This is a genomic window from Bradyrhizobium sp. USDA 3262 (assembly GCF_054060035.1).
Genome location: NZ_JBSSCT010000001.1, coordinates 7,856,670 through 7,876,427, shown reverse-complemented (window position 1 = coordinate 7,876,427; position 19,758 = coordinate 7,856,670). Strand labels below are relative to the sequence as shown.

The following is a 19,758-nucleotide window of genomic DNA, read 5'->3' as shown; positions in this document are numbered from 1 at the left end:
CTCACTTACGACGAACCTCAGCCTTGAGATCAGCCTGGGAGACGATCATGACGGACAAGCCGACGACGCTGGCGCATGGCGAGATCGACGTTCTTATCCTGCAGGCGCTGGTGCGCAAGCTGATCGCGAAGGGCGTGCTGACGCCGGACGACGTCCGCTCGATGTTGTTCAAGGCCGCCAAGAATCTTGACCTGGTCGGCAGCGAACTGACGACGGAAGCCGCCAACATCATCGTGCAGGAGGATCTGGCGCCCGCATTCCTTGGCGGCTAGAGCGTGATCCGGAAAAGTGGAGGCCGGTTTTCTCTCGCGACAAACGCGAAGCGTGTGCGCGGAGATCATGCTCGAATAAAAAGAGCCATCAGGTCTGGCCGCTGCGGGTGGAGACCAGCCGGATCCGGGTGACCTGACCGGCATTGCCGGCGAGATAGGCTTGCGCGTCACGCACCAGCCGCTCCACGGCGTCCACGTCATAGCTCGGATGACGGGTGTTCAGATGCAGGTCGGTCTCGACCTGCATGACGTTTGTCGTGTCCGCGGCGCCGATCTCGACCGAGAACGACACCAGCGAAACGTGCGGGCTCTTGAAGGCCATGTTTTGATCTCCCTCATCGCGTGACGCGCGGCGTGCATCGGTGCGGCGGGCGTAATCTATCTCAAGCAGCCGAATCCTGCTCGGCGGTTCGCATAGCAGCCGGACGTGCCCTGTCGAGCTCCTCGATCATGCCGCGGGCGATCTCGCGCTCGCCCATGATCACGATGTCGGCGCCAAGTCCTTTCAGATGATCTACCTCGGCGTCGGAATGCGCACGGGCGATGATCTGGATACCGGCATTCGCGGCGCGCGCCTGCTCGACGATCTGGCCGGCCTCGAAGGCTTCGGGAATCGCGATGACCAGCGATCGCGCGGCGGCCGGATTGGTCGCGCGCAGCACGCTGGCACGCGCGGCGTTGCCCATCAGGGCTTCGATGCCCCGCTCCTTGAGCTTGGCGACCATGTCGTCGGACGCCTCGACCGCGAGGAACGGCGCGCTGCGTTGATGCAGCGCATCGCCGACGATGCTGCCGACCCGACCGTAGCCGACCAGGATGGTGTGATCCTGCAATTCGGTGACCGGGATTGGTTCAGAAGCTGCGGCGGTTGGCGAGGAAGCCTGCGGCTTCTCGAGCCGCGACGTCAGCCAGTCGACCACCGCGAACACCAGCGGGTTGAGCATGATCGAGACGATCGCGCCCGCCAGGATCAGGTCGCGGCCGGCCTTCGGCAGCAGATTGAGCGCAACGCCGAGCTCGGCCAGGATGAAGGAGAATTCGCCGATCTGCGCGAGGCTCGCCGAGATCATCAGGGCGGTTGCCATCGGACGACGGAACAGGACGACGATCAGAAGGGCTGCGAGCGACTTACCGACCACGATAACGAACAGCGTCGCTGCGAACGGCCAGGGCTCGCGCACCAAGCTGAATGGATCGAACAGCATGCCGACGGAGACGAAAAACAGCACCGCGAACGCATCGCGCAGCGGCAGTGTTTCCTGGGCCGCGCGCTGGCTGAGCGGCGATTCCCGAAGCATCATTCCGGCGAAGAAAGCGCCGAGCGCCAGCGAGACACCGAACAGCTTGGTCGCGCCGAACGCGATGCAGAGCGCGATCGCGAGCACGGTCAGCCGGAACAGCTCGCGCGAGCCGGTATGCGCGATGTAGTGCAGGACCCACGGGATCAGCCGGCGTCCGACCACCAGCATCAGCGCGATGAACACGGCGATCTTGATCAGCGTCAGCACCAGCACGCCGGTCAGCCCGAGACCGAAACGGGCGGCGAGCGGGTCGGAGGTGAGCGCCGCGCCATCGCCGCCCTGCAAGCTGGCCACCGCCGGGAACAGCACCAGCGCCAGCACCATGGCGAGGTCTTCGACGATCAGCCAGCCGACCGCGATCTTGCCGCGTTCGGTGTCCATCAGGCGGCGCTCTTGCAGCGCGCGCAACAGCACGACGGTACTTGCGACCGACAGCGCGAGGCCGAACACCAGGCCTGCGCCGACGGTCCAGCCCATCAACAGCGCGAGGCCAAGGCCCATCAATGTGGCGACCGCAATCTGCGCAATCGCGCCGGGCACCGCGATCGCGCGCACCGACAACAGATCGTTCAGCGAGAAATGCAGGCCGACGCCGAACATCAGGAGAATGATACCGAGCTCGGCGAGCTCGGTCGCCAGCGCCTGATCGGCGACGAAGCCGGGCGTGAAGGGGCCGACGGCCACGCCCGCGAGCAGATAACCGACCAGTGGCGGAACCCGAAAGCGCTGGGCGATGGTTCCGAAGACGAAAGCTAATCCGAGACCCGCGACGACGGTCGCGATCAGAGGTGTGTCATGCGGCATTTCGCCTTGTCGCACAGCATCCCTGGCGGTGCACCGCGACCATTTGAGGCGCGGCATTCCGCGCGAATCTGTGATCTATTGCTCATAGCCTGAGCATATGATCTCATGTCGGGATGGATCCGCGGCTTCCCGAGACCGATCTCGTCATCTTCGACTGCGACGGCGTGCTGGTCGACAGCGAGGAATTGAGCTGCCGCTGCCTCGCCGAGGCAATGGTCCAGGCCGGCATCGGGATGACCACCGAACGGGCGCTCGAACTCTTCCTAGGACGCAGCACCGCGGCCCTGGTCGACTACTGCCGGGGCGTCGGAAAGCCGTTGTCCGCGACGTTTCTGCCTGACCTGGCGCTGCAGGTACGTGAGACCTTCCGCTCCCGGCTGAAGCCTATCGCCGGCATTGCGGCGGTGCTCGCGGAATTGCGGCTGCCATATTGCGTCGCCTCGTCGAGCGATCTCGAGCGGGTGAAGTTTTCGCTGGAGCTGACCGGCCTCGCCGCCAGCTTCGGACCGCTGCTTTACACCGCGCAGATGGTCAAGCACGGCAAGCCGGCCCCGGATCTGTTCTTGCATGCGGCAAGCGCGATGGGCGCCGCGCCGCGCCGCACGCTCGTGATCGAAGACAGCGTCAGCGGGGTGACCGCGGCGAAGGCGGCGGGCATGAAAGTGTGGGGATTTGTCGGCGGCGCCCACTATCGGTTGGCGGATGGCAGTGCTCTGCTGCGGCAGGCCGGGGCGGATCGAATCTTCGCCGCGATGACCGATTTCTGGATGGAAGGCTGACGCAAGACGATGGCTGCGCCCGACAACGAAAAGTCTCGCCTCGACGATGCGGCGCGCGCCGGCTGGCTGTATTTCATCGCGGGCCATACCCAGGATGAGATTGCGAAAATGCTGCAGGTGTCGCGCGCCTCGGCGCAGCGCCTGGTGTCGCTGTGCCTCGCGGAGCGGCTAATCACGTTTCGCCTCGAACACCCCATCGCGGCCTGCATGGAGCTGGCGTCGCGACTGAAAGAGCGGTTCGATCTGGTCCATTGCGACGTCGTGCCGACCGATCCGGCGGCGCCGCTGTCGAATGCAGGGATCGCCGAGCGCAGCGCCAATCTGCTGGAGACGACGCTGCGCTCGGAGACGCCTGTCATCGTCGCGCTCGGCACCGGCCGCGCGGTGCGCGCCGCGGTCGAGCGGGTCTCGCCGATCGAGCGGCCCGATCATCAGATCGTCTCGCTGGTCGGCAACATCTCCGCCGACGGCTCGGCGAGCTTCTACGACACGGTGGGGCGGCTCGCCGACCGCACCGGTGCGCGCCATTACCCGATGCCGCTGCCGTTCCTGATGTCGAGCGAGGACGAGCGCAACCGCATGGTGCGCATCGATCCGATCGCGCGGGTGAGGGCGGTCGCCGCCAAGGCCGATCTGCGGCTGATCGGCATCGGCCAGATGGACCAGAAGGCCCAGGTCCATGTCGACGGCTTCGTCACCCGCGAGGAACTGCTCGAGATGATGCGGCTCGGCGCGATCGGCGAGGTGACGGGCTGGGCCTATGACGCCAGGGGCCGCCTGATCAAGGGCGGCACCAACAAGCGGCTGACGAGCATCCCGCCGCAGATCCCCGCGGAAGCGACCACGATCGCCGCGGCCGTCGGCGCCGCCAAGGTGCCGTCGATCAAGGCCGCATTGGCGGGCCGGGTGATCAACGGCCTCATCACGGATGAGGCTACCGCGCGCGCGGTGCTGGATCGGTAGGCGTCGCGAGTCGTACTTCACCTCGCCCCGCTTGCGGGGAGAGGTCGGATCTCATCGGAGATGCGATCCGGGTGAGGGGGAGTCTCCGCGCATTCGTCCGCTTCGTATGCGCGGAAAGAGCCCCTCACCCCAACCCTCTCCCCGTAAGAACGGGGCGAGGGAGCGCAGTCCCGCTGTGGCCGCAAATCAAGTTGCCTTCTGGGGCTCAGCGCCCTTCTTCACCTCCGCAAAAACCTCCATTCCAGGCTGTGGTGGAACCCGCAAACGCGCGGAACGGGCGTCCCCCGCGCGCTTGACAAAATTTGGCAATAGGATGAACATACGCTCAACACGTGGGCATATGCTCAACGTGACATAAGGGAGGTCACCTTGAAAAACGTCCTTTGCGCCGTTGCGGGCGCGGCTGCTGTTTTGATCTCTGCCCCCTCGATCGCCCAGACCACGCTGACGGTGGCGACCGTCAACAATGGCGACATGATCCGCATGCAGGGGCTCACCAGCGAATTCACCGCGAAGAATCCCGATATCACTGTCAAATGGGTGACGCTCGAGGAGAACGTGCTGCGCCAGCGCGTGACCACCGACATCGCCACCAAGGGCGGCCAGTTCGACGTGCTCACCATCGGCACCTATGAGGTGCCGATCTGGGCCAAGAAGAACTGGCTGGTGCCGCTCGACAAGCTCGGCGCCGATTACGACGTCGGCGACCTCTTGCCCAAGATCAAGGATGCGGTCTCGGTCGACGGCAAGCTCTATGCCGCGCCGTTCTACGGCGAAAGCTCGATGGTGATGTATCGCACCGATCTGTTCGACAAGGCCGGCCTGAAGATGCCGGAGAGCCCGACCTGGGACTTCGTGGTCGACGCCGCCAAGAAGCTGACCGACAAGGCCGCCGGCGTCTATGGCATCTGCCTGCGCGGCAAGGCCGGCTGGGGCGAGAACATGGCGTTCCTGACCGCGATGGCCAATTCCTACGGCGCGCGCTGGTTCGACGAGAAGTGGGAGCCGCAGTTCACCTCGCCGGAATGGAAGAAGACGCTGACAACCTATGTCGACCTGATGAAGCAGGCCGGCCCTCCCGGCGCCAGCTCCAACGGCTTCAACGAGAACCTCGCGCTGTTCAACGCCGGCAAATGCGCGATGTGGATCGACGCCACGGTGGCGGCGTCGTTCGTGACCAATCCGAAGGAATCCACGGTCGCCGACAAGGTCGGCTTCGCGCTGGCGCCGAACACCGGGCTCGGCAAGAACGCCAACTGGCTGTGGGCGTGGAGTCTCGCGGTTCCTGCCGGTTCGAAGAAGGTCGAGGCGGCCGAGAAGTTCATCGCCTGGGCGACCGGCAAGGACTACACCAAGCTCGTCGCGTCGAAGGAAGGCTGGGCCAACGTGCCGCCGGGCACGCGCTCCTCGCTGTACAAGAACCCCGACTATCTGAAGGTCGCCCCCTTCGCCAAGCTGACGCTGGCCTCGATCGATGCCGCCGATCCGAACAAGCCGACGGTGAAGCCGGTGCCTTATGTCGGCGTGCAGTACGCGGCGATCCCTGAATTCCAGGGCATCGGAACCCAGGTGGGCCAGCAGTTCTCGGCCGCGCTCTCAGGTTCGACCACCGTCGATGCGGCGCTCTCGGCTGCGCAGTCCGCGACCGAGCGCGAAATGAAGCGCGCGGGCTACATCAAGTAAACCTGCCTGCGACTCGATAGCCAAGGCGCGTCAAACGCCTTGGCCGCCTGACCAGCTTAGACCTCCCGAGCTGGGTACTTGCGACCATCCTGTCCCGCAGCGGGATGGTCGCTCCTTTCCTTAAGTAAGGAGGCGGGGATGGCGACCCAGCAGACCCAACTGCTTGCACGCACGCTGCTCACGCCCGCGGTGGCGTTGCTGTTCATCTGGATGATCGTGCCGCTGGCGCTCACGATCTATTTCGCGACCCTGCACTACAATCTGCTCGATCCCGGGTCCGAATCGTTCGTTGGCCTGGAGAATTTCCGCTACTTCCTGACCGATCCGGCCTTCCTCGCCTCGCTGCAGAACACCCTGGTGCTGGTCGGCTCGGTGCTCGCGATCACGATCATCCTCGGCGTGCCGCTGGCGGTGCTGCTCGACCAGCAGGTGGTCGGGCTCTCGATCGTCCGGCTAATGGTGATCGCGCCGTTCTTCGTGATGCCGACGGTGAGCGCGCTGGTCTGGAAGAACCTGTTGATGCATCCGGTGTCGGGCCTGTTCGCCTGGATCGCGCACCTGTTCGGGCTGCCGGCGATCGACTGGTTCAACGACGCGCCGCTGTTCTCGGTGATCCTGATCATCTCCTGGCAATGGCTGCCATTCGCGACCCTGATCCTGCTCACCGCGCTGCAATCGCTCGACGAGGAGCAGAAGGAGGCCGCCGAGATGGACGGCGCGAGCGCGATCTCGACCTTCATCTACATCACGCTGCCGCACCTCGCGCGCCCGATCACCGTGGTGATCCTGATCGAGACCATCTTCCTGCTCACGGTGTTCGCGGAGATCTTCGTCACCACCGGCGGCGGCCCCGGCCTGCAGACCACCAACATCGCCTTCCTGATCTATTCGCAGGCGCTGATCCAGTACGACGTGGGGAGCGCCTCGGCGGGCGGCCTGGTTGCGGTGGTGCTCGCCAACATCGTCGCCTTCTTCCTCGTTCGTATCGTCGGCCGGAATCTGGAGGCGTAACGTCATGGCGCGGATGGTCACGACACGGCGCAGGGTGGTCTCGACGGTGGCGGCCTGGCTGGTCGGCTTCCTGATCTTCTTCCCGATCCTCTGGATGGTGCTGGCGAGCTTCAAGACCGAGCTCGAGGCGTTCGCGATCCCGCCCTCGTTCCTGTTCTTCCACTGGACCACCGAGAACTACGCAACGGTGCAGGAGCGGAGCGACTATTTCCACCATGCGCTCAACTCGATCATTATCGCCGGCGGCTCGACGCTGATCGCGATGCTGATCGCGATTCCGGCGGCGTGGTCGATGGCGTTCTCGCCGACCAAGCGGACCAAGGACGTGCTGCTCTGGATGCTGTCCACCAAGATGATGCCGCCGGTCGGCGTGCTGGTGCCGATCTACCTGATCTACCGGACCTTCGGCCTGCTCGATACCAGAAGTGGCCTGATCTTCATCCTGTGCCTCGGCAATCTGCCGATCGTGATCTGGATGCTGTTCACCTATTTCAAGGAGATCCCGAAGGACATCCTCGAGGCGGCGCGGATGGATGGCGCCACGATCGGGCGCGAGCTGATCTATGTGCTGACGCCGATGGCGGTGCCGGGCCTCGCCTCCACCCTGCTGCTCAACCTGATCCTGGCGTGGAACGAGGCGTTCTGGACCCTCAATCTGTCGACGCTCGAGGCCGCGCCGCTCACCGTCTTCATCGCGTCCTATTCCAGCCCGGAAGGATTGTTCTGGGCGAAATTGTCGGCGGCGTCGACGCTCGCGATCGCGCCCATTCTCGTGCTCGGCTGGTTCAGTCAGCGGCAGCTCGTCCGCGGCCTGACCTTCGGCGCGGTCAAGTAGCAGAAAGGCTTTCGCCATGGGTCAGATTACGCTGCAGGGTGTGCAAAAATCGTTCGGGCCGGTCCACATCATCAAGGGCGCCGATCTCGACATCGCCGACGGCTCCTTCGTCGTCTTCGTCGGCCCGTCCGGCTGCGGCAAGACCACGCTGTTGCGGCTGATTGCGGGGCTGGAGGATGTCACCGGCGGCGCGATCCTGATCGACGGGCGCAACGTAGTCGATGTGCCGCCGGCCAAGCGCGGGCTGTCGATGGTGTTCCAGTCCTATGCGCTCTATCCGCATATGAGCGTGCGCGGCAACATCGCGTTCGGCCTGAAGATGGCCGGCATCGCCAAGGACGAGATCAACCGCAAGGTCGAGGCGGCCGCGGCAACGCTCAATCTGACGCCCTATCTCGACCGCAAGCCGCGCGAGCTCTCCGGCGGCCAGCGCCAGCGCGTCGCGATCGGGCGCGCCATCGTGCGCGAGCCGAAGGCGTTCCTGTTCGACGAGCCGCTGTCGAACCTCGACGCCGCGCTGCGGGTGCAGATGCGGCTCGATGTGACGCGGTTGCAGAAGCAGCTCGGCACCACGGCGATCTACGTCACCCACGACCAGGTCGAGGCCATGACCATGGCCGACAAGATCGTGGTGCTGAACGGCGGCAAGATCGAGCAATACGGTTCGCCGCTCGAGCTCTACGAGAAGCCGGCCAATCTGTTCGTCGCCGGCTTCATCGGCTCGCCGAAGATGAATTTCGTCACCGATGAGATCGCGAAGCAGCAGGGCGCCGCGACCATCGGGGTGCGGCCCGAGCATTTGAGGGTCGAGCGCGACGGGCAGGGCGGTTGGCACGGCACCGTCTCGGTCGCCGAGCATCTCGGCAGTGACACCTTCCTCTATGTCGACGCCGGACCGCTGGGAATGCTGACCGCGCGCTATATCGGCGAGCTTGATCTGCATCCCGGCGACCGGGTGTCGCTGATCCCGGATCCGGCGCGCATCCAACCGTTTCGACGACAGCGGAAAATCGATTCACGCGTAGAGCATGATCCGGACCCGGAGGGCCGCGTTAGCGCAAAGTGTGAAGCGGTTTTCCGAACAGATCATGCTCAAAAAGAAGCTAAGGAAGAAGAAAATGTATCTCGAAAAATTCAGGCTCGGCGGCAAGACCGCTATCATCACAGGCGCGGGTCAGGGCATCGGGCTCGCCTGCGCCGAGGCGCTCGCCGAAGCCGGCGCCAAGGTCATCATCGGCGACCGCGACGCCAAGGTCGCAAATGATGCGCAGGCGGCGCTGAAGGCCAAGGGCTTCGACGCCGACATCGCGCTGATGGACGTCACGGATTCCGGCCGCGTCTCTGCGGTCGCCGACGAGCTGGTGCGCAAATACGGCAAGGTCGACATCCTGGTCAACAATGCCGGCATCGCCCGCAGCGAGACGCCGGCGGAAACCGTGACCGACGAGCACTGGCTCAACGTCATCGACGTCAACCTGAACGGCACCTTCTGGTGCTGCCGCGCCTTCGGCAATCACATGCTGAAGGCGAAGTCCGGAACCATCGTCAATGTCGGCTCGATGTCCGGCTTCATCGTCAACAAGCCGCAGGAACAGTGCTTCTACAACGCCTCCAAGGCAGCGGTGCATCACCTGACGAAATCGCTCGCGGCCGAATGGGGCGCGCGCGGGGTTCGCGTCAACGCCGTGGCGCCGACCTATATCGAGACGCCGCTGAACGCGTTCGTGAAGAACAGCCCCAGAATGTACGACGCCTGGATCGGCGGAACCCCGATGGCGCGGATGGGGCAGGTCGACGAGATCGCCTCCGTCGTCTTGTTCCTGGCCTCCGATGCCGCGAGCCTGATGACCGGAAGCATCGTTCTGGTCGATGGCGGCTACACTTGCTGGTAGGGTTGCCCGGGGAGATCGTGCTCAAGCAAAGATAGAGCGGCTATGCGGCAAGCCTATATCGGGGTGGACGTCGGAAGCACCAGCGCCCGGGCGGGCGTGTTCGACGAGTCGGGGAAGCTGTTGGGTTCGGCGCGGCACCCGATCCGGGTCTGGCACGAGCCCGGCGATATCGTCGAGCAATCGTCCGACGACATCTGGGCGGCCTGCGTCGCCTCGGTGCGCAATGCGATGCAGGAGGCTACGGTTGGGGCCCAGCGCGTCAAAGGCATCGGCTTCGACGCGACCTGTTCGCTGGTCGTGCTCGACAGGGCAGGCCGGCCGCTCACCGTCAGCCCGTCCGGCGATCCCGCGCGCAATGTCGTGGTCTGGATGGATCACCGCGCGATGGACGAAACCGAATTCGTCAACGCGACCGGCGACAAGGTGCTGCGCTATGTCGGTGGCGCCATCTCGCCTGAGATGGAGATCCCGAAAATCCTCTGGCTGAAACGGCATCTGCCCGCGACCTTCGAGGCTGCCGGGCACTTCTTCGATCTTGCCGACTATCTGTCGTTCCGCGCGTCCGGCTCGCTGGCGCGCTCGACCTGCACCGTCACCTGCAAATGGACCTATGTCGCCGGCGAGGGCGGCTGGAGTGAAGCCTTTTTCAAGCGGGTCGGGCTCGAGGCGCTCGCGGCCGATCGCTTTGGGCGGATCGGTAGCGAGATCGTGCCGCCCGGCTCGCCGCTCGGCCGCGGCCTGTCCGAGGATGCCGCGCGCGATCTCGGCCTGCTGCCGGGAACCGCGGTCGGTGCATCCCTGATCGATGCCCATGCCGGCGGCGTCGGCGCGATCGGCGGCCGCGATGGCTCCGGCGCCGAGGTCGATGTCTGCCAACGGCTCGCCTACATCATGGGAACGTCGGCCTGCATCATGGCGACGACCGTCGATCCCTGCTTCGTGCCCGGTGTCTGGGGGCCGTATTTCGAAGGCATGGTGCCGGGCTTCTGGCTGAACGAGGGCGGCCAATCCGCGGCGGGCGCTGCGATCGATCACCTGCTCAAGTCGCATCCGGCGCATGCCGAGGTTGTGCTCGCGGCGAAGCGCGACGGCGTCGGACGTCATCGAGTATCTCGAGAAGCGCATCCTGGCGCGCAGCGGCAATGCCGGTGCCGCGGCGTTGCTCGCGCACAACGTTCACGTCCTGCCGGAATTTCTCGGCAACCGTTCGCCCTATGCCGATCCCGGCTCGCGTGCCGTGATCGCGGGGCTCGATCTCGACACCGACGTGTCGGCGCTGGAGCGGCTGTTCATTGCGGGCCTGTGCGGGCTTGCCTATGGCCTTGCCGACGTCATCGACGCCTTGCAGGCGCATGGCGTCAATGGCAAGACCATCGTGATCGGCGGTGGCGCGAGCCGCAGCCCCCTGGTGCGCCAGATCATGGCCGACACGACAGGTTATACGGTGGCGCTGCCGCAGACCCAGGAGCCGGTGCTGCTGGGTGCCGCGATGCTGGGCGCGGTCGCCAGCGGCGCGCACAATTCGATCAACGCCGCGATGGCCGGCATGTCGGCGCTTGGGCGGTTGAGCGAGCCGACCAGGCCGGAGCTTGCCGATTTCCACCGCAAGAAGCGCGGCGTGCACAAGATGCTGCGAGAGCTTGACCGCGACAGCCGCGAGGCGATGAGGCGGGCGCCCGGCGAAGCGCCGACGTAAGGTTTATCCCATGCTGCTGAGTTGCGGAGATGCGCTGATCGATTTCCTGCCGTCGAAGACGACGGATGGACGCGAGGCCTTGACGCCCGCGGTCGGCGGCTCCTGCCTCAACATCGCGATCGGCAGCGCGCGGCTCGACGTTCCGACCGGCTTTGTCGGCGGCATCTCGACCGACACCTTCGGCAAGATGATCGCCGATCATGCCGCGGCGTCCGGCGTCGACCTTCGTCGCGCCACGCGCAGCAATCGTCAGGCCACGCTGGCCTTTGCGCGCGTCACCGGCACCGAGACGCAATACGCCTTCTACGACGCCGACACCGCATCGCGGAACTGGACCTATCGGCGCGATGCGGTCGCGCTTGACGGCGTCACCTGCCTCCACACCGGCTCGACCACGCTGGTCCATGACAAGGGCGCGGCGGAGACGCTGGCCTTGATCGAGGATGCGCGGCCGAACGTGACGATCGCGCTCGATCCGAACTGCCGGCCGAACCTCGTCACGGACAAGGACGCCTACCGTGCGCGCATGCTGACGTTCTGCGGCAAGGCCGACATCGTGAAAATGTCCGACGTCGACTTCGCCTATCTGTTCGGCGACGAGGCCTATGCTCCGAGGGCCGAGGAGCTGCTCTCGGGCGGCGCATCGCTTGTCGTCATTACGCGCGGCCATGATGGCGCCTGCGCCTGGCATCGCAAGGCCGGACCGGTCGCGGCCGAAGCACTGGTGGTGAACGTCGTCGATACGATCGGCGCCGGCGACAGTTTTCAGGCGGCGCTGCTCGCCGCGTTGCATCGGCTGGACCGGATCGCGCGACAGCGGCTGCGCGACATCTCCGCGGCCGAGCTGACACGTGCGCTGTCCTTTGCTTGCAAATGCGCCGCCTTCACCTGCACGCGGCCCGGCGCCGATCCACCGCGGAGCCGGGAATTGCCGGCCGACTATTGGTAGGCCGCGCACGACCTCAGCCGGCGCGGCGTCTCGCGCGATGCCGTCGCTTGACGCTTAGTCTCATTTTGCGTGCTGCGCCTGCGAAGGCAAATCTGCCCGGCGATGCGTGAAGGTGTCCGAAGCACCCGATATCGTTCGGATTTGATGCCGACCCGCGATCGCTGCATTTCGAGCGTGCGAAGTCATGCTGCTTCGGCTTCGCATTGAGCGCATCGGTTGTCTTTGTGAAAGACCCCGCTAACATGGAACCCATCCATCGATACCTGTCGTCGTCCTTTTTTGATCGTCTATTGCAGCGCAACCAAGCCACGCAACGGGTTGCGCGCTCGCCAGGGCGGCCGGGCCTCGAAGGGAAGTAGCAGACACGCATCCCTAATATTGCAACCAAGAAATAACGGGGGAAGATATGTACGTGAAAGGGATTGCGGCATTCGCCGCCGCGCTCGGCGTTGGCCTGTTGTCGGGCGCCGCCATCGCACAGGAAGTCAAGCAGGAGAAGCAGTCGGTCCTCGGCAACGCCAATGTTTCTCCTGTGACCCAGGAGCAACTCAACGCCGCCGACAAGAACACCAGGGATTTCCTGCTTACCAACGGCAACTACGCCCAGACGCGATTCTATCCGGGCAAGCAGATCAGCCGGGACAATGTGAAGAACCTGCACGTCGCATGGATCTTCCAGACCGACGTCAAGGAATCGCTTGAGACATCTCCGATCGTCGTCGATGGCGTGATGTTCGTCACGACGTCGTTCAGCCATGTCTATGCACTCGACGCCAAGACCGGTCAGCAGCTCTGGCACTATGCCCACAAGATGGGCCCGATCACGGTTTATTGCTGCGGTCCCAACAATCGCGGCGTCCAGGTGCTCGGCGACCGGGTCTATCTGGCGACGCTCGATTCCAAGCTGATGGCGCTGAATGCCAAGACCGGCGAGGTGATCTGGACCACCAACATCGCCGATCCCGAGCTCGGCTACAGCGAGACGATGGCGCCGACCGTGGTCAAGGACAAGGTCCTGATCGGAACCAATGGCGGCGAATACGGCATCCGCGGTTTCGTGCGCGCCTATGACGCCAAGACCGGCAAGCAGCTCTGGAATTTCCATACCATTCCGGAGAACTCCGTCGGTGTCTGGGCGACCAAGGATGCCACCGGCCGCGACATGCATCGCAACATCCAGGCCGAGAAGGACATGCTCGCCAAGATCGGCGATCCCTATGCCAAGCTCGGTGGCGGCGTGTGGCAGAACCCGTCGGTCGATCTCGCGACCAACCGGATCTACTTCGTCGTCGGCAACCCGTCGCCCGACCTCGACGGCTCGAACAGGCCCGGCGACAACCTCTATACCAACTCGCTGGTCTCGCTCGATCTCGACACCGGCAAGTATGTCTGCCACTTCCAGTACATCGCCCACGACGTCTGGGATCTCGACGCGGTCAGCCCGACGGTGCTGGTCAACGTCAAGGACAAGAGCGGAAAGACGATTCCCGGCGTCATTCATGCCGGCAAGACCGGGCACATCTATGTGCACGATCGCAAGGACTGCAGCCTGATCCGCTTCTCCGAGGCGATGGTACCGCAGGAGAACATGTGGGTGCTGCCGACCAAGGAAGGTGCGCGCATGCTGCCCGGCGCCAATGGCGGCGTCGAATGGTCGCCGATCGCGACCGATCCGGGGCAGGAGCTGGCCTACGCCATCAACCTGCACCAGCCGATGACCTACCACGTCGAGAGCTCGGCCTATCCGAACGGCAAGCTGTGGCTGGGCGGTGCCTTCAAGGTGATCCCGGGCGAGAAGCAGGCGGGCAACATCACCGCGGTGAACTACAACAACGGCAAGATCAAATGGCAGGTCAACACGCCCGAGCCGATGATCGGCGGCATCCTCGCCACCGCCGGCGGCCTGGTCTTCACCGGCGAAGGCAACGGCAAGTTCGCGGCCTATAATTCGTCGAACGGCAAGGAGCTGTGGAGCTTCCGGGCCGGCGCCGGCGTCAACGCGCCGCCGTCGAGCTACATGGTCGGCGGCAAGCAATATATCGTGGTCGGCGCGGGCGGTAACACCCAGCTCGACTACAAGCGTGGCAACAACATCATCGCCTTCACGCTCGACTGAGCCCGGGCCTGATGCATCATCACGCGTGCGAACATTGACGGCGAGGCGGGACCGGTTCGGTCCCGCTTCTGTTTTCTACGGATGGGCAGATGTTCAGTAGATTGATGATTGGCGGCGTCGCGCTGCTGCTGATGGCGATACAGGCATGCGCTGAGAAGATTGAAGACAAGGTGCAGGTCTGCGCCGGCTGCCACGGCGAGAACGGCAAGCCGGTCGACAAGACCATTCCGACGATCTGGGGCCAGCAGGCCGGCTATCTCTACATCCAGCTGCGCGATTTCAAGCGCGGCGATCGCAAGAGCGAGATCATGCAGCCGATCGCGGCGCAGTTCGAGCGCGACGACATGCTGGCGATCGCGCAATATTTTTCGCAGAAGCCGTGGCCTGACCTGGGCCAGCCGCGCGCCCCCAAGGACGTGGCGGAGAAGGCGGTCAGCGCCAGCCGCTCGGTCGGTTGTCCGGCCTGCCATCTCGATCGCTTCCAGGGCGATGGCACGGTGCCGCGGCTGGCCGGAATGGGACGGGATTATCTCGCCAAGACCATCGCCGATTTCCGCACCCGTGCGCGCGGCAACAATCCTGGCATGTCCGACCTGATGCTGGCAACGTCGCCCGACGACCTTGCCGCGCTGGTGGATTATCTGGCGGGGCTGTGAGCGGCGCTGAAGTTCACCCCTCGTTGCGGCTGATCTCCCTCTCCCCGTCCTTACGGGGAGAGGGTTGGGGTGAGGGGCTCTCTCCGCGAACACGGTGATAAACGTGCTCGTGGAAGCTCCCCCTCACCCGGAACGCATCTAACGATGCGTTCCGACCTCTCCCCGCAAGCGGGGCGAGGTGATGCGGAACCTGTTGCTCGATTCAACTCATCATGCCTCAGCGGGGCGTCAGCTCCTCGCGCAGCGCCGACAGGATGGTGAGATCGGCGGCATGCTTGCCGGCCTTGTCGGCCAGCGCAGGGTCGGCGCCATGCGCGAGCAGTGTCCTGGCAATCGCCGGATGATTGCCTTCGGCGGCGATCATCAGCGCCGTGCGGCCGCGCGCATCGCGATCGTCGACCTTGGCGCCGCCTTCCAGCAGGTACGAGACAACCTCGAGCGCCTGCGCCTCCGGCACGGTCTCATCCGGCCCGGCCGCCCACATCAGGAGCGTCAGATTGTTGGCGTAGCGCGCATTGATGTCGATGTCGCGCGCGAGCAGCTGCTTGACGATGCCGAGCTGGCCGCCGGCCGCGGCATAGACGACCGGCGGCTTGCCGGTGTCGTCGGCCTTGCGGCCGTCGGCGCCGTGCGCCAGCAGCATGCGCACCACCATGTCCCTGCCGGCATAGGCGGCGGCCGCGACCGGGGAGGCGCCGCTGCGTCCGGTGAGATTGACGTCGGCGCCGCGGTCGATCAGCCGCTGCACGATCGCGACATGGCCGCGCTCGGCGGCAAAATACAGCGCGGTCGATCCCGCGAGGTTGCGCGCGTCGACCGGCGCGCCGCGTGCCAGCAGCAGGTCGACCATGGCAAGATGGCCGGAGCGGGCGGCGTGGCTCAGCGGCCTTGCGCCCAGCCGGTCCCGCGCGTCGACGGAGGCGCCGTGATCGAGCAGCTCGGTGGCAAGGTTGATGCAATCGGCATTGGCGGCCGCAAACAGCGACAGCGAGATCTCGACCGCGCTGAGCTGGGCCTTGTCGGTTTCGTATTTGCGGATCAGCTCGCGGCACCGTGCCGGATCGGCCGCCGCGAGGCTGCCGTGCACGCTGCCGGCAACGATCAGCGCGGCGAGGGCGAGGCGGCGATACAAGACGTGTTCCTCCGTATGGCGGATCGAGCGTCGCATGATCCTCCGTCGCTGCCAAGCCGCGCGGCCGGGAAGGGCCCGCCGGCACCCGGCAGGCCATGCGATGTCGCGGCGCCGCGGCGTTGCGCCATGCGTCCGAGCCGATGGACTTGCCGCATGCCGCGCGCCACGATGCGGGCGTCGACCATGCCTGCGCGAGCTCTTGCCCAATGAGCGACGATCTCTGTCTGCTGTCTGCCGTTGAGCTTCGTGGGCGCATCGCCCGCAAGGAGGTTTCGCCCGTCGAGGTTACGCGCGCGGTGCTCGCCCGTGCCGAGCGGCTGCAACCCGAATTGAACTGCTTCATCACGCTGTGCGGCGATGCGGCGATGGCGCAGGCGAAAGCCGCCGAGCGGCAAATCACGGCCGGCGAGCCGCTAGGTCTGCTCCACGGCATCCCCTTCACCGTGAAGGACATCGTCAACACCAAAGACGTCCGGACGACCTTCGGCGCGGTGCCGTACCGGGACAACGTGCCCGATAATGACGCCGTCGCGGTGGCCCGCCTCCGTGCCCAGGGCGGCATATTGATCGGCAAGACCACGACGCCGGAGTTCGGCAGCAAGTGCCTGACCGACTCGCCGCTGTTCGGGCGGACGCGCAATGCATGGAGTGCCGAGCGGTCCAGTGGCGGCTCCAGCGGCGGCGCGGCGGCGGCCGTCGCGAGCGGCATCGCACCGCTGGCGGTTGCGACCGATGGTGGCGGCTCCACCCGGATTCCCGCCGCCTGCAACGGCGTGGTCGGAATCAAGCAGAGCAACGGGGTGATCCCGCATAGCCAGGTGCAGGATGCTTTCGGCAACCAGACCTATGTCACACCGACCACGCGCACCGTTGCCGATACGGCGCTGATGATGCAGGCGATGGCGGGAGAGGACCCGTCGGACCCCTGGTCGATCGGGGTGCCGGTCCCCGACTATCTCGGCCTTGCCGCGCCGCGCGGCGACCTCAAAGGCCGGCGGGTGCTGTTCTGCGTGTCGCCGCCGGGGCGTCCGGTCACATCAGATGTGGCTGCTGCGTTCAAGGCAAGCCTCGACCGGCTGGCGGGCCTCGGCGCTGAGCTCGAAGAGTTTTCCGGTGACGGCTTTGACATCGAGCCGATCTGGCGTGCGATCAATCACACCGTCTGGCGCACCCGCTTCGAGAAGCTCGCGGCCGATCATCCGAATGATCTCAGCACAACCTTCCTGAAGCAGCTCGCGCTGGCGGCGCAGGTCAGCGGGGTCGACTACCAGCGGGCGATGTTCGACCGCACCGCGCTATTCCGCCGGGTGCAGTCGCTGTTCGCGCGCGGCGATCTCCTGGCGATGCCGACCTTGACCCGGTCGGCGTTACCGATCGACCAGGACCTGTTCGGCACGATCGAGATCGACGGCCGAAGTTTCGACAGCGTGCGGCCGCACTGGTTTCCCTGGACCATGCTGTTCAACATGACCGGGCATCCCGCCGTCAGCATCCCCGCAGGTTTCGGCCGCGACGGCCTGCCAATCGGACTGCATCTGGTCGGCCACTTCCGGGCCGATGCCGAACTGTTGCGCGTTGCAGCGTTGTTCGAGGCGGCCAGCGACTTGCTTGGTCGCTGGCCGACCTGACGTTGTCGGAGACGCTGATCGCGGCGTCGCCGGTTCAGCCGCTCTGTCCGGTGCTCGCATTGGCGACGGCGCGGGCGACACCGGCGATCGCCTCGTTGCACTTCTCCATGGGAGCGCTTGCGCCGGTCAGATAGACGGTGACGACGATTGGCTTGCGGCCGGGCGGCCAGAACACGCCGATGTCGTTGTAGGTGCCGCGCTCGCCGGTGCCGGTCTTGTCGCCAACCCGCCAGTCGCGGGGCACGCCGGCACGCAGCCGGGCGTCGCCGGTCTTGTTGGCGACCATCCAGTCGATCAGTTTCTGGCGCGAGGCCGCGGACAGGACATCGCCGAGCAGCACGCGCTGCAAATCCTTCAGCATCGCGACAGAGCTTGTGGTGTCGCGCGGGTCGCCGGGCACGGCTTCGTTGAGCTCCACCTCCCAGCGGTCGAGCCGGCTGACATTGTCGCCGATGGTGCGGAAGAAGCTGGTGAAGCCGGCGGGCCCGCCGATCTCGCGCAGCAGCAGGTTGGCGGCGGTGTTGTCGCTGAGCGTGATCGCAGCCGCGCAGAGTTCGGACAGCGTCATGGCCGATCCGACGCGTTCCTTGGTGACGGGCGCGTAGGCCAAGATATCCTTGGCCTCGATCTGCACGCGCTGATCGAGGCTGGATTCGCCGCGATCGACCCGGTGCAGCACCGCGGCCGATGCCATCGCCTTGAAGGTGCTGCACATCGGGAACCGCTCGTCGCCGCGCCGGCTCGCGCGCAATCCTGTCTCCATGTCGAGCGCGGCGACGCCGAGCCGGCCGGTGGTCGCCAGCTCGATGCGTGCAAACTCCTGCTGCAGCCGCTGCGCCGGCTCGCTTGGTCCCGCCGCCGCACCTTGCCTCGGCAAGGTGCAGGACACCGCAAGGCCCAGCGCGCGCAATCCAAATGTCCGTCTCGTCAGCATGTCGAATCTCCCGTTGGCGGCGCGAACCTGCCGGGCGGCGTGACGGCGCACAAACAATCATTTATACAGCGAGACATGAGGAAAACTTGGTCATGACGCCGTGCGCCGGCATCTCCCGCTGAACGCGCTGCGCGCCTTCGAGGCCTCCGCGCGGCTGCTCAGCTTCACCCGCGCCGGGATGGAGCTGCGCGTGACGCAGACCGCGATCAGCCACCAGGTCAAGCAACTCGAAGACCTCCTGGGCACGAGCCTGTTCCGCCGGCTGCCGCGCGGGCTGGTGCTCACCGACGAGGGGCTGGCGCTGCTGCCGGTGCTGTCGGACGCGCTCGACCGGATCGGCGCCGCGATCGACCGCATCGAGGCCAAGGGCACGCGCGAGGTCGTCACCGTCGGCTGCGTCACGACGTTCGCGACCGGATGGCTGCTGCAGCGCATCGACCGCTTCAAGCGCGCGCATCCCTATATCGATCTGCGCCTGCTCACCAACAACAACCGCGTCGACATCGCGGGCGACGGGCTCGATCTCGCGCTGCGCTTCGGCGACGGTTCGTGGCACGGCACCGAGGCGATCCATCTGTTGTCCGCACCGCTGTCGCCGGTGTGCTGCCCCGATGCCGCGGGCCGGCTGCGCAAGCCATCCGATCTCGCACAGGAATTCCTGCTGCGCTCCTACCGCGCCGAGGAATGGCCGCTGTGGTTTGCGGTCGCCGGCGCGCCGTGTCCGAAAATCCAGGGGCCGATCTTCGACAGTTCGGTCGCGATGGCCGAGGCCGCCGCGCGCGGCGTCGGCGTCGGGCTGGTGCCGATCGCGATGTTCGAAAATGAGCTGGCGTCCGGCCGGCTGCTGCGGCCGTTCGCGGCCGAGGTCCCGGCGGGATCCTATTGGTTGACCTGGCTGAAGTCGCGCGACGTGACGCCGGGCATGCGCGCATTTCGTGACTGGCTGCTCGAGACGCTGCGGACGGAGGCGAGCGAGAGCGAGGAAGCGCAGGTGAAGGCGCCGGCCGCGTGGCCCAAGACGAAAGCCAAAGCGAAGGCCAAGACAAAGACTGCGAAGCGGCGGCGGCGGGCGAAGCTTTTTGCCCCGTCATCCTGAGGCGCGAGCGG

16 protein-coding genes and 2 pseudogenes are annotated in these 19,758 nt (G+C 65.7%); 14 read left to right on the top strand and 4 right to left on the bottom strand.

What is annotated here, in order from left to right:
* Positions 1 to 47: 47 nt before the first annotated feature.
* On the top strand, positions 48 to 272 hold the full coding sequence (locus ACVWYP_RS37205; RefSeq protein ID WP_304496819.1) for a hypothetical protein: 225 nt from the start codon (positions 48 to 50) through the stop codon (positions 270 to 272).
* Positions 273 to 360: 88 nt separating this feature from the next.
* Here ACVWYP_RS37205 and ACVWYP_RS37200 read toward each other — a convergent pair whose 3' ends face one another.
* On the bottom strand, positions 361 to 594 hold the full coding sequence (locus ACVWYP_RS37200) for a hypothetical protein (protein ID WP_304496818.1): 234 nt from the start codon (positions 592 to 594) through the stop codon (positions 361 to 363).
* Between the two features lie 61 nt (positions 595 to 655).
* A complete protein-coding gene (gene ybaL / locus ACVWYP_RS37195) occupies positions 656 to 2,377 on the bottom strand; it encodes a YbaL family putative K(+) efflux transporter (RefSeq protein WP_304496817.1) in 1,722 nt (573 codons plus the stop codon).
* 113 nt (positions 2,378 to 2,490) lie between these two features.
* On the opposite strand from ybaL, the gene ACVWYP_RS37190 reads away from it, so the two are divergent.
* The 11 genes and pseudogenes from ACVWYP_RS37190 (at position 2,491) to ACVWYP_RS37140 (ending at position 14,957) form a co-directional block, all read left to right on the top strand.
* On the top strand, positions 2,491 to 3,156 hold the full coding sequence (locus ACVWYP_RS37190) for an HAD family hydrolase (RefSeq protein ID WP_304496816.1): 666 nt from the start codon (positions 2,491 to 2,493) through the stop codon (positions 3,154 to 3,156).
* A gap of 9 nt (positions 3,157 to 3,165) precedes the next feature.
* The gene (locus tag ACVWYP_RS37185) at positions 3,166 to 4,119 is read left to right on the top strand and encodes a sugar-binding transcriptional regulator (RefSeq protein WP_304496815.1); all 954 of its coding nucleotides are present in this window, start codon (positions 3,166 to 3,168) and stop codon (positions 4,117 to 4,119) included.
* A 369-nt stretch (positions 4,120 to 4,488) separates the two neighbouring features.
* Positions 4,489 to 5,802, top strand: a complete 1,314-nt coding sequence (locus ACVWYP_RS37180; RefSeq protein ID WP_304496814.1) for an ABC transporter substrate-binding protein — start codon at positions 4,489 to 4,491, stop codon at positions 5,800 to 5,802.
* Between the two features lie 138 nt (positions 5,803 to 5,940).
* A complete protein-coding gene (locus ACVWYP_RS37175) occupies positions 5,941 to 6,813 on the top strand; it encodes a carbohydrate ABC transporter permease (RefSeq protein WP_028344353.1) in 873 nt (290 codons plus the stop codon).
* A 4-nt stretch (positions 6,814 to 6,817) separates the two neighbouring features.
* The gene (locus ACVWYP_RS37170) at positions 6,818 to 7,648 is read left to right on the top strand and encodes a carbohydrate ABC transporter permease (RefSeq protein ID WP_304496813.1); all 831 of its coding nucleotides are present in this window, start codon (positions 6,818 to 6,820) and stop codon (positions 7,646 to 7,648) included.
* A 16-nt stretch (positions 7,649 to 7,664) separates the two neighbouring features.
* Positions 7,665 to 8,673: pseudogene (locus ACVWYP_RS37165) on the top strand (ABC transporter ATP-binding protein).
* Positions 8,674 to 8,766: 93 nt separating this feature from the next.
* The gene (locus ACVWYP_RS37160) at positions 8,767 to 9,540 is read left to right on the top strand and encodes an SDR family NAD(P)-dependent oxidoreductase (protein ID WP_304496811.1); all 774 of its coding nucleotides are present in this window, start codon (positions 8,767 to 8,769) and stop codon (positions 9,538 to 9,540) included.
* 42 nt (positions 9,541 to 9,582) lie between these two features.
* Positions 9,583 to 11,236, top strand: a pseudogene (locus ACVWYP_RS37155) (FGGY-family carbohydrate kinase).
* 10 nt (positions 11,237 to 11,246) lie between these two features.
* Entirely contained in the window at positions 11,247 to 12,185 is a 939-nt protein-coding gene (locus ACVWYP_RS37150; protein WP_028344348.1) for a carbohydrate kinase family protein, read from the top strand.
* 406 nt (positions 12,186 to 12,591) lie between these two features.
* Positions 12,592 to 14,301 (top strand): pyrroloquinoline quinone-dependent dehydrogenase, encoded by a 1,710-nt coding sequence (locus tag ACVWYP_RS37145; RefSeq protein ID WP_304496809.1) that lies wholly within the window; start codon positions 12,592 to 12,594, stop codon positions 14,299 to 14,301.
* A gap of 89 nt (positions 14,302 to 14,390) precedes the next feature.
* Positions 14,391 to 14,957 carry a c-type cytochrome gene (locus tag ACVWYP_RS37140; RefSeq protein WP_304496808.1) on the top strand — a complete coding sequence of 189 codons (567 nt, stop codon included), beginning with the start codon at positions 14,391 to 14,393 and terminating at the stop codon, positions 14,955 to 14,957.
* A gap of 217 nt (positions 14,958 to 15,174) precedes the next feature.
* On the opposite strand, the gene ACVWYP_RS37135 is transcribed toward ACVWYP_RS37140, so the two are convergent.
* Positions 15,175 to 16,125, bottom strand: a complete 951-nt coding sequence (locus ACVWYP_RS37135) for an ankyrin repeat domain-containing protein (protein ID WP_304496807.1) — start codon at positions 16,123 to 16,125, stop codon at positions 15,175 to 15,177.
* Positions 16,126 to 16,295: 170 nt separating this feature from the next.
* Between ACVWYP_RS37135 and ACVWYP_RS37130 the strand changes: the two genes are divergently transcribed.
* Positions 16,296 to 17,717 carry an amidase gene (locus tag ACVWYP_RS37130; protein WP_304496806.1) on the top strand — a complete coding sequence of 474 codons (1,422 nt, stop codon included), beginning with the start codon at positions 16,296 to 16,298 and terminating at the stop codon, positions 17,715 to 17,717.
* A gap of 34 nt (positions 17,718 to 17,751) precedes the next feature.
* Here the strand turns inward: ACVWYP_RS37130 and bla are convergent, their stop codons facing one another.
* Positions 17,752 to 18,651: a class A beta-lactamase gene (gene bla, locus ACVWYP_RS37125; protein ID WP_304496805.1), complete on the bottom strand. Its 900-nt coding sequence runs from the start codon at positions 18,649 to 18,651 to the stop codon at positions 17,752 to 17,754.
* A gap of 100 nt (positions 18,652 to 18,751) precedes the next feature.
* Between bla and ACVWYP_RS37120 the strand changes: the two genes are divergently transcribed.
* Entirely contained in the window at positions 18,752 to 19,747 is a 996-nt protein-coding gene (locus ACVWYP_RS37120; protein ID WP_304496804.1) for a LysR family transcriptional regulator, read from the top strand.
* Positions 19,748 to 19,758 lie beyond the last annotated feature (11 nt).

Excerpts from the sequence above, each read along its gene's own strand:
- ACVWYP_RS37140 (WP_304496808.1), top strand. The coding sequence starts at position 14,391 with ATGTTCAGTAGATTGATGATTGGCGGCGTCGCGCTGCTGCTGATGGCG.
- ACVWYP_RS37150 (WP_028344348.1), top strand. The coding sequence starts at position 11,247 with ATGCTGCTGAGTTGCGGAGATGCGCTGATCGATTTCCTGCCGTCGAAG.
- ACVWYP_RS37205 (WP_304496819.1), top strand. The coding sequence starts at position 48 with ATGACGGACAAGCCGACGACGCTGGCGCATGGCGAGATCGACGTTCTT.
- ACVWYP_RS37130 (WP_304496806.1), top strand. The coding sequence starts at position 16,296 with ATGAGCGACGATCTCTGTCTGCTGTCTGCCGTTGAGCTTCGTGGGCGC.
- ACVWYP_RS37175 (WP_028344353.1), top strand. The coding sequence starts at position 5,941 with ATGGCGACCCAGCAGACCCAACTGCTTGCACGCACGCTGCTCACGCCC.
- ybaL (WP_304496817.1), bottom strand. The coding sequence starts at position 2,377 with ATGCCGCATGACACACCTCTGATCGCGACCGTCGTCGCGGGTCTCGGA.
- ACVWYP_RS37200 (WP_304496818.1), bottom strand. The coding sequence starts at position 594 with ATGGCCTTCAAGAGCCCGCACGTTTCGCTGGTGTCGTTCTCGGTCGAG.
- ACVWYP_RS37145 (WP_304496809.1), top strand. The coding sequence starts at position 12,592 with ATGTACGTGAAAGGGATTGCGGCATTCGCCGCCGCGCTCGGCGTTGGC.
- ACVWYP_RS37135 (WP_304496807.1), bottom strand. The coding sequence starts at position 16,125 with ATGCGACGCTCGATCCGCCATACGGAGGAACACGTCTTGTATCGCCGC.
- ACVWYP_RS37170 (WP_304496813.1), top strand. The coding sequence starts at position 6,818 with ATGGCGCGGATGGTCACGACACGGCGCAGGGTGGTCTCGACGGTGGCG.
- ACVWYP_RS37190 (WP_304496816.1), top strand. The coding sequence starts at position 2,491 with ATGGATCCGCGGCTTCCCGAGACCGATCTCGTCATCTTCGACTGCGAC.
- bla (WP_304496805.1), bottom strand. The coding sequence starts at position 18,651 with ATGCTGACGAGACGGACATTTGGATTGCGCGCGCTGGGCCTTGCGGTG.
- ACVWYP_RS37160 (WP_304496811.1), top strand. The coding sequence starts at position 8,767 with ATGTATCTCGAAAAATTCAGGCTCGGCGGCAAGACCGCTATCATCACA.
- ACVWYP_RS37185 (WP_304496815.1), top strand. The coding sequence starts at position 3,166 with ATGGCTGCGCCCGACAACGAAAAGTCTCGCCTCGACGATGCGGCGCGC.